At 70.0% G+C, this 14,164-nt stretch carries 14 protein-coding genes; 7 read left to right on the top strand and 7 right to left on the bottom strand.

Annotated elements, in window-relative coordinates; all coding sequences use genetic code 11:
- Positions 1-11: 11 nt before the first annotated feature.
- Both D0D28_RS23680 and D0D28_RS23675 read right to left on the bottom strand, forming a co-directional pair.
- Positions 12-1,367, bottom strand: coding sequence for a phosphomannomutase/phosphoglucomutase (locus D0D28_RS23680; RefSeq protein ID WP_116112478.1), 1,356 nt, complete (start codon positions 1,365-1,367; stop codon positions 12-14).
- A gap of 79 nt (positions 1,368-1,446) precedes the next feature.
- On the bottom strand, positions 1,447-1,803 hold the full coding sequence (locus D0D28_RS23675; protein WP_094004743.1) for a DUF3499 domain-containing protein: 357 nt from the start codon (positions 1,801-1,803) through the stop codon (positions 1,447-1,449).
- Positions 1,804-1,899: 96 nt separating this feature from the next.
- Between D0D28_RS23675 and D0D28_RS23670 the strand changes: the two genes are divergently transcribed.
- Complete coding sequence (locus D0D28_RS23670) at positions 1,900-2,361, top strand: metallopeptidase family protein (protein WP_116112475.1); 462 nt, start codon at positions 1,900-1,902, stop codon at positions 2,359-2,361.
- Between the two features lie 122 nt (positions 2,362-2,483).
- On the opposite strand, the gene D0D28_RS23665 is transcribed toward D0D28_RS23670, so the two are convergent.
- Positions 2,484-4,409, bottom strand: a complete 1,926-nt coding sequence (locus D0D28_RS23665; protein WP_116112473.1) for a hypothetical protein — start codon at positions 4,407-4,409, stop codon at positions 2,484-2,486.
- 135 nt (positions 4,410-4,544) lie between these two features.
- Positions 4,545-4,868 (bottom strand): WhiB family transcriptional regulator, encoded by a 324-nt coding sequence (locus D0D28_RS23660; protein ID WP_026153473.1) that lies wholly within the window; start codon positions 4,866-4,868, stop codon positions 4,545-4,547.
- 213 nt (positions 4,869-5,081) lie between these two features.
- Here D0D28_RS23660 and D0D28_RS23655 point away from each other — a divergent pair, with 213 nt between their 5' ends.
- On the top strand, positions 5,082-5,843 hold the full coding sequence (locus D0D28_RS23655) for a site-2 protease family protein (protein WP_094004740.1): 762 nt from the start codon (positions 5,082-5,084) through the stop codon (positions 5,841-5,843).
- A gap of 3 nt (positions 5,844-5,846) precedes the next feature.
- Here D0D28_RS23655 and D0D28_RS23650 read toward each other — a convergent pair whose 3' ends face one another.
- From D0D28_RS23650 to mshB, 3 genes are read right to left on the bottom strand one after another with little or no spacing between them, the layout of a single operon-like run.
- Positions 5,847-6,557, bottom strand: coding sequence for a hypothetical protein (locus D0D28_RS23650; RefSeq protein ID WP_198958177.1), 711 nt, complete (start codon positions 6,555-6,557; stop codon positions 5,847-5,849).
- Positions 6,550-6,921 carry a hypothetical protein gene (locus tag D0D28_RS23645; protein ID WP_094004738.1) on the bottom strand — a complete coding sequence of 124 codons (372 nt, stop codon included), beginning with the start codon at positions 6,919-6,921 and terminating at the stop codon, positions 6,550-6,552. The genes D0D28_RS23650 and D0D28_RS23645 overlap by 8 nt, the downstream gene beginning before the upstream one ends.
- A complete protein-coding gene (gene mshB, locus D0D28_RS23640; RefSeq protein WP_094004737.1) occupies positions 6,922-7,752 on the bottom strand; it encodes an N-acetyl-1-D-myo-inositol-2-amino-2-deoxy-alpha-D-glucopyranoside deacetylase in 831 nt (276 codons plus the stop codon).
- 384 nt (positions 7,753-8,136) lie between these two features.
- Between mshB and D0D28_RS23635 the strand changes: the two genes are divergently transcribed.
- The 5 genes from D0D28_RS23635 (at position 8,137) to D0D28_RS23615 (ending at position 14,101) form a co-directional block, all read left to right on the top strand.
- A complete protein-coding gene (locus tag D0D28_RS23635) occupies positions 8,137-9,888 on the top strand; it encodes an ABC transporter family substrate-binding protein (protein ID WP_094004736.1) in 1,752 nt (583 codons plus the stop codon).
- 167 nt (positions 9,889-10,055) lie between these two features.
- The gene (locus D0D28_RS23630; protein ID WP_094004735.1) at positions 10,056-11,036 is read left to right on the top strand and encodes an ABC transporter permease; all 981 of its coding nucleotides are present in this window, start codon (positions 10,056-10,058) and stop codon (positions 11,034-11,036) included.
- The gene (locus D0D28_RS23625; protein ID WP_094004734.1) at positions 11,029-11,970 is read left to right on the top strand and encodes an ABC transporter permease; all 942 of its coding nucleotides are present in this window, start codon (positions 11,029-11,031) and stop codon (positions 11,968-11,970) included. The genes D0D28_RS23630 and D0D28_RS23625 overlap by 8 nt, the downstream gene beginning before the upstream one ends.
- Complete coding sequence (locus D0D28_RS23620) at positions 11,967-13,052, top strand: ABC transporter ATP-binding protein (RefSeq protein ID WP_094004733.1); 1,086 nt, start codon at positions 11,967-11,969, stop codon at positions 13,050-13,052. The genes D0D28_RS23625 and D0D28_RS23620 overlap by 4 nt, the downstream gene beginning before the upstream one ends.
- On the top strand, positions 13,049-14,101 hold the full coding sequence (locus D0D28_RS23615; protein ID WP_094004732.1) for an ABC transporter ATP-binding protein: 1,053 nt from the start codon (positions 13,049-13,051) through the stop codon (positions 14,099-14,101). The genes D0D28_RS23620 and D0D28_RS23615 overlap by 4 nt, the downstream gene beginning before the upstream one ends.
- Positions 14,102-14,164 lie beyond the last annotated feature (63 nt).

The following is a 14,164-nucleotide window of genomic DNA, read 5'->3' as shown; positions in this document are numbered from 1 at the left end:
GTGGAACCTCCCTAGCTGCGAACGATCGCGAGGACTTCGTCGGTCAGCGCGCGGACCGCGTCCTCGTCGGCGGCCTCGACGTTGAGCCGCAGCAGCGGCTCGGTGTTGGACGGGCGCAGATTGAACCACGCCTTGCCCGGCAGCTTCACGGTCAGGCCGTCCATCTCGTCGATCTCCACGCCGGGACGGCTCGCGAACGCGTCCTTGACCGCGAGCTGCTTGGCGACCTGGTCGTCGACCGTCGAGTTGATCTCGCCGGAGGCCGCGTAGCGCGAGTACTCCGCGGTCAGCTCGGACAGCGGCCGCTCCTGCTCGCCGAGCGCGGCCAGCACGTGCAGCGCGGCCAGCATGCCGGTGTCGGCCCGCCAGAAGTCGCGGAAGTAGTAGTGCGCGGAGTGCTCGCCGCCGAAGATCGCGCCGGTGGCGGCCATCTCCTGCTTGATGAACGAGTGCCCGACGCGGGTGCGGACCGGCTTGCCGCCGTTCTCGGCGACGATCTCCGGGACCGCCTGGGAGGTGATCAGGTTGTGGATGATCGTGCCGCCCGGGTCCTTGGCCAGCTCGCGCACGGCGACCAGCGCGGTGATCGCGCTCGGCGACACCGGGTCGCCCTTCTCGTCGACCACGAAGCAGCGGTCGGCGTCGCCGTCGAAGGCCAGGCCCGCGTCGGCGCCGACCTCGCGGACCTTGGCCTGCAGGTCGACCAGGTTCTTCGGGTCCAGCGGGTTGGCCTCGTGGTTGGGGAAGCTGCCGTCCAGCTCGAAGTACATCGGCACGAGCTCGATCGGCAGTCCCTCGAACACGGTCGGGACGGTGTGGCCGCCCATGCCGTTGCCCGCGTCGACGGCGATCTTCAGCGGGCGGCTGCCGGACAGGTCGACCAGCTTGCGCAGGTAGGCGGCGTAGTCGCGGAGGACGTCCCGCTCGGTGACGCTGCCCGGCTGCCCGGCGAAGGACGGCACGCCCTGCTCGACGGTGTCGCGGATCTCGGCGAGCCCGGACTCCTGCCCCACCGGGGCGGCGCCCGCGCGGCAGAGCTTGATGCCGTTGTACTTGGCCGGGTTGTGGCTCGCGGTGAACATCGCCCCGGGCAGGTTGAGCGAACCGGAGGCGAAGTAGAGCTGGTCGGTGCTGCACAGGCCGATCGACACGACGTCCAGGCCCTGCGAGGTGACGCCCTCGGCGAACGCGGCGGCCAGTCCCGGCGACGACTCGCGCATGTCGTGGCCGATCACCACCGACGGCGACTCCGGCTTGATCAGCAGCGCGAAGGCGGCGCCGAAGTCCCGGACGAGGCCGGCGTCCAGCTGCTGGCCGACGACACCCCGGATGTCGTAGGCCTTGACGATGGCCGACAGGTCTGACACGCGCTCTCCCCGAGAGTTGTCCATGGGCTGCGGATACCCGAGAGCCTACCGGGGGAACGCTCGGCGGATGTGGCGTGACCTACGAGATCGGGTCGGGCAGCACCCGCAGGTGGCCGCGACGGCCGGAGGGACCCTCCGGTTCCGGTGGCGGGGCGGGCCGGTCGGACCGGCCGGCTTCGCGGACGGCCTCGGCCAGCGCCGTGAGCTCGTCGTCGGACCGGTCCGGGGCGGCGAACTCGCCCTCGTGCCGGACGACCTCCCAGCCCCGGGGTGCGGTGAGGCGGAGCGCGTGCTCCTCGCACAGGTCGTAGGAATGCGGCTCGGACGCCGTCGCGAGGGGACCGACCACCGCGGTCGAATCGCTGTAGGCGTAGGTAAGCGTGGCGACGGCCGGGTTCAGGCACCCCGTTCGCGAACACTTTCGTACGCTCGACACGATCGCAGACGATAGCGCTTCCCCCCGGCAAGTGCGCGCAGGCGCACCGGTGGGGGCCACCGACCGACGCCAACGCGTAACCTTCCGGATGTGTCTATGGCTCGAAGTTCCCGGCATCGGCGGCGCGTCCGCCGGGACCGGCATGGCCGCGGGCTGCGTGGGCCGCTGTACCCGGCGACCCTGCCAGCCGCGGCCAGCCGCGCGGAGAAGTTCGACCAGCTCGTGCTCGACGCGCTCGAGCCGATCGAGGCCCGGTGGCGGGACCAGCTGACGAAGCTGGACGTGGCGGTCGACGACGTGCCCGAGATCCGGGGCGCGGGCGGCCCGGCGGGCGTCGGGGTGCTCCACGACGGGGCGGTGCCGCTGTCCCGGCTGGTGCCGGCGGGCGTGGACCGGGCCGGCCTGCCGACGCGCGCGCGGATCGTGCTGTACCGGCGGCCGCTCGAGGCGCGGGCCAAGGACCCCGGCGAACTGGCCGAACTGGTGCACGACGTGCTGGTGGAGCAGGTGGCGGGCTACCTGGGCGTCGAACCGGACATCATCGAGGGCGGCGAGTAGTTCCCGGAACGGGTGGTTTTCCGGCGTCCGGTTCTCAGCCGGAGGCGGCGGCTGCCGGGCGCAGCCGCGGGCCAGCTTCACGGCGGCCAGCACCGCCCCACCCGACACCAGCACACCAGGGCTCAGGCGCGCGCCGGCTCCAGCGGGCGTGGCTCGCGCAGGCGGGTGGGCACCGCGGTCAGCAGGGTGAACAGCGCGGCCGCGATCTGCACCAGCAACAGCACGTCCCGCAGGGTCGAGGGGTGTTCGAGCGTCACCTCGGCCTGGGTGGTCGGCACCGCGACCGCCACCTGGTGCCCCCACGCCGGCACGATCGGCACCGGCTTGCCGTCCACCTGCGCGCGCCACCCGTCCTCGTGCTCGGCGGCCAGCACCAGCAGCCGCCCGGGCACGCCCTCCGACACCCGCACCCGCACGTCCGGCAGCTCCGCGTCCACCGGCGTCACCCCGAGCGTGCTGGTCGGCGCCTGCGACGTCACCGCCTGGCGCGCCACCCCGGGCGGGATCAGCACGACCTGCCCGCCGGGCTCCAGCAGCCGCAGCACCGGCCGCCCGTCGGACGTCGGCGCGACCGACGACGCCAGGTCGCCCGCCATCGTGACGATCGGTCGCGGATCCGCCCCCGCCGGGAGCACCACGAACAACGCCCCCGACGCCGCCGCGCCCGAGAGCGCCGCCCGCGTCCGCTGCGCTTCCGGGTTCACGAGCGCGTCCTGCCACCCGGCCAGCCGCCCGGGCGTCGCCGCGCTCACCGCCAGCTGCTCGTCCCCGAACCGCGGCATCCGGCCGCCCGTCTGCAGCGCGGGCGCGGGCCCGGTGCCCAGCACCAGCACCGACCGGCCGGTGCGGGCCAGCTCGTCAGCCTGGTCCGCCGCCAGCGCCGGCCCGCCGCCGGAGTGCAGCGGCCCGCCACTGCCCGCCACCACGACCCCGACGGCCAGCGCCACCACCAGCGCCGCCCCACCGGCGAGAAAGGGCTTTCCGGCCGCGCCGCGGCACGCCGACAGCACGATCCACAGCAGCCCGGCCCCGATGACCAGCAGCGGCACCCCCGCGAAGCCCGGGGACACCGGCCCGCCCTGCAGCGGCGTCACCGCCACCAGCCGCACGACCAGCAGCCCGGCGACCCCGAGCACCACCACGGCGAGCCCGGCCCCGGCCGCGCGGCCCGGCCGCACCGCGAACGCGATCACGGCGGCCAGCAGCACCGCGAGCCCGACCGGCCACGCCCCGGCGCCGCCCGGATCCAGCCCGGCCAGGTCGACCGCGGTCACCGGATCGCCCGGGCCGCTCAGCCCGTGCAGCACCAGCTCCGGGTGGTTGACCAGCACGGTCGGCCAGGGCATCAGCAACGCCAGCGGCACCAGCACCACGATGACCACCGACGCCGCGCGCTTGAGCAGCGGCGCGGGCGAGGGCAGCACGACGAACCCGATGACCAGCCCGGCCAGCGCGAGCAGGTGCGCCAGCGGCGAGAACGCGCCCAGCAGCGCCAGGCCCAGCGCGCACAGCGACGACGAGTGCAGCCACCGCTGCCCGGGATCGGACAGCACGCCCGCGATCCCGGCGATCACCGGCGGCAGCAGGATGTGGACGGCCACGACGTCGAGCCGGCCCTGCGCCACCCCGGCGGTCGCGGCGGGCAGCAGCCCGTAGGCGGCGGCGATCACCGCGCGGACCCACGGCTGCACCGGAAGCCGCCGGGTGGCGAAGAACGCCGACACCCCGGCCAGCGGAGCATCGGCGATCATCAGCAACGACACGAACCCGTGCGGGGTGAACACCGCACCGAAGATCCCGAGCACGGCCAGCGCGGCCGGCGCCGCGCTCGCGGTGCCGCCGTCCACGGCGTGCCAGCCGGCCAGGTAAGCCGACCAGACCTCGCTCAGCGAACCGGCTTCGAGGAGCCGTCCGCCGGCGAGGTCGAAGCCCAGTCGTCCCGCGTTCACCGACAGCCCGAGCGCGGCGAGCACCACGAAAACGCCCGCCACCGGGGCGATCCTGGCCACCGTCGAGATCCTGTCCGGGACGTTCACGTTGTCGGGCAAGGCTTCTCCAGTGGGCGGCGGCGATCGGTGAGATCTTCTGCCGCGCCAGCCTAACCGAGCCGACCGTGACTCCACGCACCCGCACGAGCACGCGCCAGCCCTGCCACCTCGTTGTGAAGCAGGTGTTAAATTTCCTTACACAGCCCGCTTTTTGAGCTTCCGACGCTCCCGTTCGGACAGACCACCCCAGATGCCGAAGCGCTCGTCGTGGGCCAGCGCGTACTCCAGGCATTCGCCCTTCACTTCGCAGCCCTGACAGATCCGCTTCGCCTCACGGGTCGAGCCGCCCTTCTCCGGGAAGAACGCCTCGGGATCGGTCTGCGCGCACAGTGCGCGGTCCTGCCACTCGGGGGGCTCGTCGTTGTCGAAGAGGTCGACGAGCTCGCCCAGTTCCACCTCCGGGCCTTCTCGCCACTCCACGACGTTCCCCCAATCCCTTCCGTCGGATTCCAACCGCACGTCCGCCTCCTCTGCTTCCACGCACTCCCCAGGCTGGCGGTCTTGCATCGCCGTACCCGTCGCCCCCTTGCAGCAACGAATAACAGCACTGTGATTACACCCGTGTAATGAGGCTAGGTCAAGCGGAGTAGCGAGGTTGGGGGATGCTTCTGCCCCGTCGCGCAAGCGGACACGCCGAACATCAACTCGCCAGGATGCGAGAGACTGGGCCCCGTGCAACGATCCGCGGTCCGACCCAGTCCTGTCTTCTTCGGCATTCTCGCACTCACCGTAGTGGGTGGTGTACTCGCCGCTTTCGGTCAGCCGAGCAACGACGATCCCATGACGGTGGGCGGCATCTTCCTGCTCGTCATCGGCGGGTGGGCGCTCTCGCTCACCCTGCACGAGTTCGGGCACGCCTTCGTCGCCTTCAAGGGCGGCGACTACGAGGTCGCCTCGAAGGGCTACCTCAACATGGATGTCCGCCGGTACACCGACCCGGTGCTCTCGCTCGTGCTGCCGCTGCTCTTCCTCGCCATCGGCGGGATCCCGCTACCGGGTGGCGCGGTGTGGATCAACCGGTGGGCGCTGCGCAACCGGGCGTTCGCGTCCTGGACCTCGCTCGCCGGGCCGCTGACCAACCTGCTGTTCGGCATCGTGCTGGCGGTCGCCGTGCAACTGATCCCGATGCCCCTCACCCTGCTGATCGGGCTGTCGTTCCTGGCGCTGCTGCAGATCGCGACGTTCGTGCTGAACATCCTGCCGGTGCCCGGTCTGGACGGGTACGGCGCGATCGAGCCCTACCTGTCCCCGGAGGCACGGGAGTTCGGCGCCAAGGCGCGGCCGTGGGCGCCGCTCGTCCTGTTCGCCCTGCTGTTCGCGGTTCCCGCGGTCGGAGCGACGTTCTGGGACGCCGTCTACTGGCTGTACGAGGTGTGCGGGGGCGACTCGTACTCGGCCCGGGTGGGCGGCGGAACCTTCCAGTTCTGGCGTTAGCGGTCAGGCCGCGCGGGCGAACCACTCGTCCGCGCGGCGCACGACCCGCTTGAGCCCGCTGCGCTCGCCGAGGTAGTCGCCGACCAGGCCGACCACCGGCAGCATCCCGACGGCCCGGTGGTAGAACCGGCCGTGCGGCCGCTTCTCCAGCTCGTCGGTGATGGCCATGAGCGAGCGGCCCATCCGCCACAGCGTCTTGCCGGCCGACTTCAGCGTGATGCGCCGCGGCCGGTGCTCCACCTGGGAGAACTCGCCGGCCAGCTTCGCGGTCTCGGCGTCCTCGTCGGCCGTCGAGTACTCCTCGTGCTTGCCCGCGGCGAGCGCGGCGTCGATGTCGCGCTGGAACAGCACCCACGCGACCAGCCGGACCTTCTCGCCGATGTCGGCGATGCCGTGCTCCTCGGCGATGGCGGTCAGCAGCAGCGCCTGCGCGGCCGTGCCCAGCGCGTCCTGCACCGGCAGCCGGTCGGCGAGCACGCCGCCGAGCCCGGGGATCGAGGTGACCAGCGACGTCAGCCGGCCCAGCCGGTTGACCCACCAGTCGATGTGGCCGTCCCGGTCCATCGCCTCCCACGCGGCCGACCCCGGCACGCGCACCGACGCCAGTCCTTCCAGGCGGCCGGGTGTGCGCAACGCGTGCAGCACCGGGCCGGACGCGCGCACGATCGGGCGCAGCACGGCGACGACCTGACGGTCGGAAATCGCTTCACCCACGACTGGTTGCACTCCTCTTCGGCGGCACGGCGAGCACGCCACCGAGGCTCATCGCCGCCGGCAGCGCCCCGCCGGCGATGAGCAGCAACGCTCGCCAGTCCTGCAGCAGCACGAGATCACCGCCGGGCCCGAACAGCCCGACGATCACAATCACCAGTACCCACGCGACGAGCGGGGCAAACGCGGCCCGCGGCGCGACCAGCCGCCCGGCCAGCCGCACGAGCAGCGGGGTGGTGAGCGCCGCGACGAGCACGGTGACCGGGAACGGGATCGTCCCGCCGACGTGGAGCGGCAGGAAGAACAGCTCGAGCACGGCCAGCAACGCCGCGTCGAGCACCAGCAGCACCAGCAGCAGCCTGGACACCTACAGCCCTCCGAACAGGTCGCGCTCCGCGCCCTCGGCCGGGCCGTGCACCAGTACATAGTGCTCGATTTCGTCGATGGGCTGCGCGATGCCGTTGGACAACGCGAACGCCGGGGGCCGGACGCTGATCTGCGTCTCGTGCGCGGCCAGGGCCGCGATCTTGGCGTCGAGGTGGTCCCGCACGTCGATGGCGGTGGTGATCTCCTCGTCCGGCGTGGTCGGCAGCTCGCCGTCGGCGGGCAGCCGCCACGGCAGGCCGGGCTCCTCCCGCAGGCGCGCCACCCCGCGGTCGAGGGCGTCGCGGGAGGCGGCGATGTGGAAGACCCGTCGCACGTACGGGGCATCCTGGACGGCGATCATGGTTACTGCGTGTGCCCGGATGTGGTCCGGGTGCCCATACCCGCCGAAGGCGTTGTAGGTCACGACCACATGCGGGCGCACGTCGTCGAGAACGGCCCGCAGCTGGGTGGCCTGCTCATGTGGATCTCCTCCGGAAAACGCGCGCGGGTGGCCGGCCGACGGCGTGCCCGCCATGCCCGAATCACGCCAGCGCCCGATACCTCCCAGATAACACTGCCGGGTCAACCCGAGCGCCCGGACGGCGGAAGCCAGTTCCCCCGACCGGTAGCCACCGAGCTGGTCCCCGGCCCACGCCCCGAGCTGGTCCAGACCCTTGGGGATGATCTCCCCCTCCTCGCCGAGTGTGCAGGTCACGAGGGTTGTGTCGACCCCTTCGGCGGCGTAGCGGGCGATGGTCCCGCCGGTCGTGATGCTTTCGTCGTCGGGATGGGCGTGCACGAGCAGGAGCCGGCGTGCGGAGGTAGCGGTCACGAGTTCAGGTTAATTAGAAGATTGTGTGGCGTTCCTGTCACAGGCGTATGACTAGTCCTTTCGTGGGGTCCACAAAGTGGGACGCGTCGGTTATTCTCCCCCGAGCTACGCACCGCGCCGTAGCAGGGGATATCCAAGAAGGGGTGCCCGTGCACCGAGTTCCGGGGGGAAGGTCAGGCGGCCACGAACGGCAACGCTCCTCACCCGTTCGAGTGAGGGACGGCGCGTCACTGTTCCATCACAATCTCACGCTGAGTGGCCGTCTCGGCTGTTCCTCTGCCTAGGTTGCACGACTACGGTGAGCAAACTCGATCACCTCGACAGTTCGCCGCCACAGGACGAGGCCGCCTCGCTACCCACGACGGCGTCGAGCAAGGAGAATGAATGTTAGGGAAGACCAAGTCACGTGCCGCCAGAATCGGCGCGCTCGCCGCGACCGCCGCGCTGGTCCTCGCCGCCTGTGGCGGTGGCGGCGGTGACAACAGTGGCGTCCAGACCGGGCAGGCGTTCGCCGAATGCGACGCCAACCCGAACGCGTGCAACTCGGCCGCCGCTGACCAGCTGCAGGACGGCGGTGACGTCACCTTCGCGATCGAGAAGAACATCCCGAACTGGAACGTCACGTCCGGTGAGGGCAACGTCTTCGAGACCGGCATGGTGACCAAGGGCATCCTGCCCTACACCTTCTACACGACGCCGGACCTCAAGCCGACCCTGGCCACCGACTTCGTGACCTCGGCCGACATCACCAGCACGAACCCGCAGACGGTGGTCTACAAGATCAACCCGAAGGCCGTGTGGTCCGACGGCACGCCGATCACGGCCGACGACTTCGTCTACAACTGGAAGGTCCAGAACGGCAAGGACTGCCCGGACTGCGCCCCGGCCAGCTCCTCCGGCTACAACCTGGTCAACTCCGTCGTGGGTTCGGACAACGGCAAGACGGTCACCGTGACCTTCGACCGGCCGTACACCGACTGGAAGAACCTGTGGAGCTCCTCGGGCGCCATGTACCCCGCCCACCTGGCCGCGCAGCACGGTGACGTGAACACCCCGGCCGGCCTGGCGGAGTCGTACAAGTGGTTCGGCGAGACGGTCCCGACCTGGTCCGGCGGCCCGTGGAAGATCGACAACTTCCAGAACAACGTGTCGATCACCATGGTGCCGAACCCCGCGTGGTGGGGTGCCAAGCCGAAGCTGTCGCGCGTGATCTTCCGGATCATCACCGACGCCTCGCAGGAGCCGACGGCCCTGCAGAACAACGAGGTCCAGGTCATCTACCCGCAGCCGCAGGTCGACCTGGTCAACCAGGTGCGCAACATCCCGAACGTGTCCTCCTACATCGGCCTCGGCCTGACCTGGGAGCACTTCGACTTCAACCTGAAGAACCCGGCACTGGCGAACAAGGCGCTGCGTCAGGCGCTCTACACCGCGGTCAATGTCCAGGGGATCATCGACAAGACCGTCGGCCAGTTCACCGACAAGGTGAAGCCGCTGCACAACCACAACTTCATGCCGGGCCAGGAGGGCTACCAGGACGTCATCTCGTCCACCGGCCAGGGCACGGGTGACATCAACAAGGCGAAGCAGATCCTCACCAGCGCCGGGTACAAGCTGCAGGGCGACCAGCTGATCGACCCGAGCGGCGCGCCGGTGCCGACCCTGCGGATGCGCTACACCGTGGGCAACCAGATCCGCCAGAACGAGTGCGAGCTGTTCCAGCAGGCCGCCAGCCAGCTGGGCGTCAAGGTCGACATCGTGCCGACCGACGACCTCGGTGACACCACCAGCAACGGTGACTTCGACGTGATCGTGTTCGCGTGGGTCGCCTCGCCGTTCCCGTTCTCCGGTGCCGAGCAGAACTGGACCACCGGTTCGGAGAGCAACTACGGCGAGTACAGCAACCCCCAGGTCGACCAGCTGATCGCGCAGGCCAACGCCGAGACCGACCAGGCCAAGGCGGCGGAACTGCTCAACCAGGCCAACCAGCTGATGGCCGAGGACGCGTACGTGCTTCCGCTGTACCAGAAGCCGACCTTCATCGCGTCGTACGACAACATCGCCAACATCCGCAACAACTCGACCCTCGACGGGCCGGTCTACAACATGCACGAGTGGGGCATCCGGAAGGGCTGATCGCTCCGCCGGAGTACATTACTGAGAAGTAATTCGGTGGGGGAGGCCGGCATCGCCGGTCTCCCCCACCCCCTAACCGCACGAAACCACCCCAACCAGACAGGTCGCGCCGCCCGGTTCCGCCGTCACGAGCGGCGTGCTGGTCGAACTTCAGCAGGAAGACCTCCATGCTCGCCTTCGCATTGCGCCGGCTGCTCGTGTCGGTGCCGATCCTCATCGTGTCGACGTTCGTCGTCTTCGTGATGGTGTCGCTGTCGGCCAACCCGCTCAGCGGTCTCCTCACCCGGAATCCGCCACCACCACCGCAGACCATCGCGGCCGAGACCCGCCGGCTGCACCTGGACCAGCCGCTCATGGAGCGGTACTGGAACTGGATCACCGGCATCTTCCGCGGCGACTTCGGCCCGTCCGTCAACTCGACGATGGACATCGGGTCCGAGGTCATCTCCCGCTTCGCCGTCACCTTCCGCCTGATCTTCCTCGCGATGATCATCGCGTTGATCCTGGCGATCGTGGTCGGCGCCGTCAGCGCCGTGAAGCAGTACTCGAAGCTGGACTACACGGCCACCTTCTTCGGCTTCCTCTTCCTGTCGATGCCCTCGTTCTGGCTCGCGGTGCTCCTCAAGCAGGGCGGCATCTCGGTCAACAACGCCGTGGGCGACCAGGTCTTCTACACGATCGGCGCGAGCTCGATCTACGTGACGGGCGGGTTCTGGGCCCACCTCACGGACGTGCTGGGGCACATGATCCTGCCGACCATCTCGCTGGCGCTGATCTCCTACGCGTCGTGGAGCCGCTTCCAGCGCGGCTCGATGCTCGAAGTGCTCAACAGCGACTACGTGCGGCTCGCCCGCGCCAAGGGCCTGTCCCGCGGCGTCGTGATGCGACGGCACGCGCTGCGCAACGCCCTCATCCCGCTGACCACGGTCACCGCGCTCGACCTGGCCTCGATCATCTCCGGCGCCGTCGTCACCGAAAAGGTGTTCCAGTGGCAGGGCGCGGGTACGTTCCTGCTGGACGCCATCGCCGCGAGCGACGTGTACGCCGTCGAGGCCTGGCTGTTGATCTCGGCGACCTTCGTCATCCTGTTCAACCTTGTCGCCGACCTGCTGTACGGCGTGCTCGACCCGAGGATCCGCCATGCCTGAGCGCTCGACCACCGAAACCACCGTGACCGCCCAGCTCCAGGACGCGACCCCGAAGGGGACGGTCGAGCGGGAGTTCACGGTCCAGGAACGCGGCCAGTTCCAGCTGGTCCTGCGCCGGTTCATGCAGCACCGGCTGGCCGTGGCGAGCCTGATCCTGCTGATCGTGATCGTGCTGCTGGCCTACGTCGGCGGCTGGCTGTGGAAGTACGGGCCCGAGGACATCACCCCGGACAACTCCGAGGGGCCGTCGCTGGCGCACCCGTTCGGCACCGACGCGGTCGGCAAGGACATGCTCGCCAACGTGCTGCGCGGCACCCAGATCTCGCTGCAGATCTCCGTGCTGGTGGCGATCTTCGCCACGGTCGTCGGCACTATCTGGGGTGCGGTGGCCGGCTACTACCGGGGCTGGATCGACACCATCCTGATGCGCATCGCCGACCTGGTGCTCACGCTTCCGCTGCTCGCCGTCGCCGCCGTGCTCGCCCACAACGTGGGTGGCAGCTGGTGGCTGATCGCCGTCGTCATCGCCGGCCTGTACTGGGCCTACGTGTCGCGCGTCGCGCGCGGTGTGGTGCTGTCGCTGCGGGAGAAGGAGTTCATCGAGGCGGCCCGCGCGCTCGGTGCCGGTGACGCGCGGATCATCTTCCGGCACCTGGTGCCCAACGCGCTCGGCTCGGTGATCGTGAACGCGACGATCCTGGTGTCCATCGGCATCCTGCTGGAGACCGCGCTGTCGTTCCTCGGCTTCGGCGTGCGGCCCCCGGACACCTCGCTCGGCCTGCTGGTGAGCAGCGCGCAGACGGCGGTCGACACCCGCCCGTGGCTGTTCTACTTCCCGGGCCTGTTCATCATCCTGATCGCGCTGACGATCAACTTCATCGGGGACGGGCTCCGCGACGCGTTCGACCCCCAGCAGACGAAGGTGCGCGCATGACCTCGTTCGACTCCCAGACGACGGCCGACCCCGTCCTCTCGGTGGAGGACCTGACCGTCCAGTTCCCCAGCGACGACGGCCTCGTGCAGGCCGTGCGCGGCGTGACCTACCAGCTCGGCCGCGGTGAGGTGCTGGGCGTGGTCGGCGAATCCGGCTCCGGCAAGTCGGTGACCTCGCTGGCGATCATGGGGCTGCTGCCCCGCACGGCGCGGGTCAAGGGCACGATCAACTTCAGGGGCCGGAACCTGCTGGAACTGTCCGAGAAGGAGATGACCCGGGTCCGCGGCAGCGGCATCGCGATGGTCTTCCAGGACCCGATGACGTCGCTGAACCCGGTCTACCCGGTGGGCGACCAGATCGCCGAGGCCATCACCGCACACCACGACGTGCGCAAGGACGTGGCCCGCAAGCAGGCCGTGGAGCTGCTGGACCTGGTGCGCATCCCGAACCCGCAGCAGCGGGCGACGGAGTACCCGCACCAGCTCTCCGGCGGTATGCGGCAGCGCGTGGTGATCGCGATCGCGATCGCCAACCGGCCCGAGGTGATCATCGCCGACGAGCCGACGACCGCGCTGGACGTGACCGTGCAGGCGCAGGTGCTGGACGCGCTGCAGGCCGCGAAGCAGGAAACCGGCGCCGCGATGGTGCTGATCACACACGACCTGGGCGTCATCGCCGGCCAGGCCGACCGGGTGCAGGTCATGTACGCGGGCAAGGTGGTCGAGGCCGGCACGGTCGACGACATCTTCTACACCCCGCGCATGCCCTACACGCTGGGCCTGCTCGGCAGCCTGCCGCGGCTGGACATCAAGACCGACCGGCTCACCCCCATCGCCGGCTCCCCGCCCTCGGTGGTCAACATGCCGCCGGGCTGCCCGTTCAGCCCGCGCTGCCCGATGGCGCAGGAGATCTGCGACGCCGAGGAGCCGGCGCTCGAACCGACCACGGACGGTCTGCACAAGGCGGCCTGCCACTTCAGCGACGAGCTGGCCGGCCGCGAAGCCACTGATCTGTTCAACCCGACCTCGGTCGACGACGTCGACGCGGTGGCCGCGGTGACTCCCGGGGAGAAGACCGAATGAGCGAGAGCGCAGCCGGCGTGCTGCCCGAGCAGGACCAGCGGACCCCGGTGCTGTCCGCCCGCAACGTCGTCAAGCACTTCCCGGTGCGCAGCGGCGGGCTGATCCGGCGCCAGATCGGCGAGGTCCAGGCCGTGTCCGGGGTGTCGTTCGACATCTACGAGCGGGAGACGCTCGCCCTGGTCGGCGAGTCGGGGTGCGGCAAGTCGACCACCGCGCGGGTGGTGCTGAACCTGCAGCCGGCCACGAGCGGTGAGGTGTTCTTCGAGGGCACCGAGCTGCACAAGCTGAACCGCAAGCAGATGCAGTCCCTGCGCAGGCAGATGCAGATCGTGTTCCAGGACCCGTACGCCTCGGTCGACCCGCGCATGCCGGTCAACGAGATCATCGCCGAGCCGCTGCGGATCCACAACCTGTACGAGAAGGGCGGCCGGGAGCGGGTGCGTGAGCTGCTCGCCACGGTCGGCCTGCGGCCCGAGCACGGCAACCGGTACCCGCACGAGTTCTCCGGCGGTCAGCGGCAGCGCATCGGCATCGCCCGTGCGCTCGCGCTGCAGCCGAAGCTGCTGGTGCTGGACGAGCCGGTGTCGGCGCTGGACGTGTCGATCCAGGCCGGTGTGCTGAACCTGCTGCAGGACCTGCAGTCGGAGTTCGGCCTGTCGTACCTGTTCGTCTCGCACGACCTGTCGGTGGTCCGGCACATCTCCAACCGCATCGCGGTGATGTACCTGGGCAAGATCGTGGAGACGGCGCCGTCGGAAGAGTTGTTCTCCAATCCGGCGCACCCGTACACGCAGGCGCTGATCTCGGCGATCCCGGTGCCGGATCCGCGCAAGGAGCGGTCGCGCGAGCGGATCGTGATCACCGGCGACGTGCCGAGCCCGGCGAACCCGCCGAGTGGGTGCCGGTTCCGGACGCGGTGCCCGAAGTTCGCGAACGAGTTGTCGGATGCGGAGCGGACCAAGTGCATCGACGAGGAGCCGTTGCTCGTCGATCGCGGACAGGGTCATCCGGCGGCTTGCCACTACGCACAGGCGCGGCAGTTGATCTGATTCTCGTGGCTTGCGGAGCCGCTACGCGGGTATCTACTGCGCCGGCTTCGCTTCGCTACGCCC

Origin of the sequence: Amycolatopsis ruanii (assembly GCF_003385175.1) — a bacterium.
Lineage (GTDB): Bacteria > Actinomycetota > Actinomycetes > Mycobacteriales > Pseudonocardiaceae > Amycolatopsis_E > Amycolatopsis_E thermalba.
This window is presented reverse-complemented; position numbering and strand designations above follow the sequence as displayed.

Bases quoted from the DNA above. Each gene is read 5' to 3' on its own strand.
- D0D28_RS23670 (WP_116112475.1), top strand. From the start codon at position 1,900: ATGGCTCGAAGTTCCCGGCATCGGCGGCGCGTCCGCCGGGACCGGCAT.
- D0D28_RS23635 (WP_094004736.1), top strand. From the start codon at position 8,137: ATGTTAGGGAAGACCAAGTCACGTGCCGCCAGAATCGGCGCGCTCGCC.
- D0D28_RS23630 (WP_094004735.1), top strand. From the start codon at position 10,056: ATGCTCGCCTTCGCATTGCGCCGGCTGCTCGTGTCGGTGCCGATCCTC.
- D0D28_RS23625 (WP_094004734.1), top strand. From the start codon at position 11,029: ATGCCTGAGCGCTCGACCACCGAAACCACCGTGACCGCCCAGCTCCAG.
- D0D28_RS23620 (WP_094004733.1), top strand. From the start codon at position 11,967: ATGACCTCGTTCGACTCCCAGACGACGGCCGACCCCGTCCTCTCGGTG.
- D0D28_RS23615 (WP_094004732.1), top strand. From the start codon at position 13,049: ATGAGCGAGAGCGCAGCCGGCGTGCTGCCCGAGCAGGACCAGCGGACC.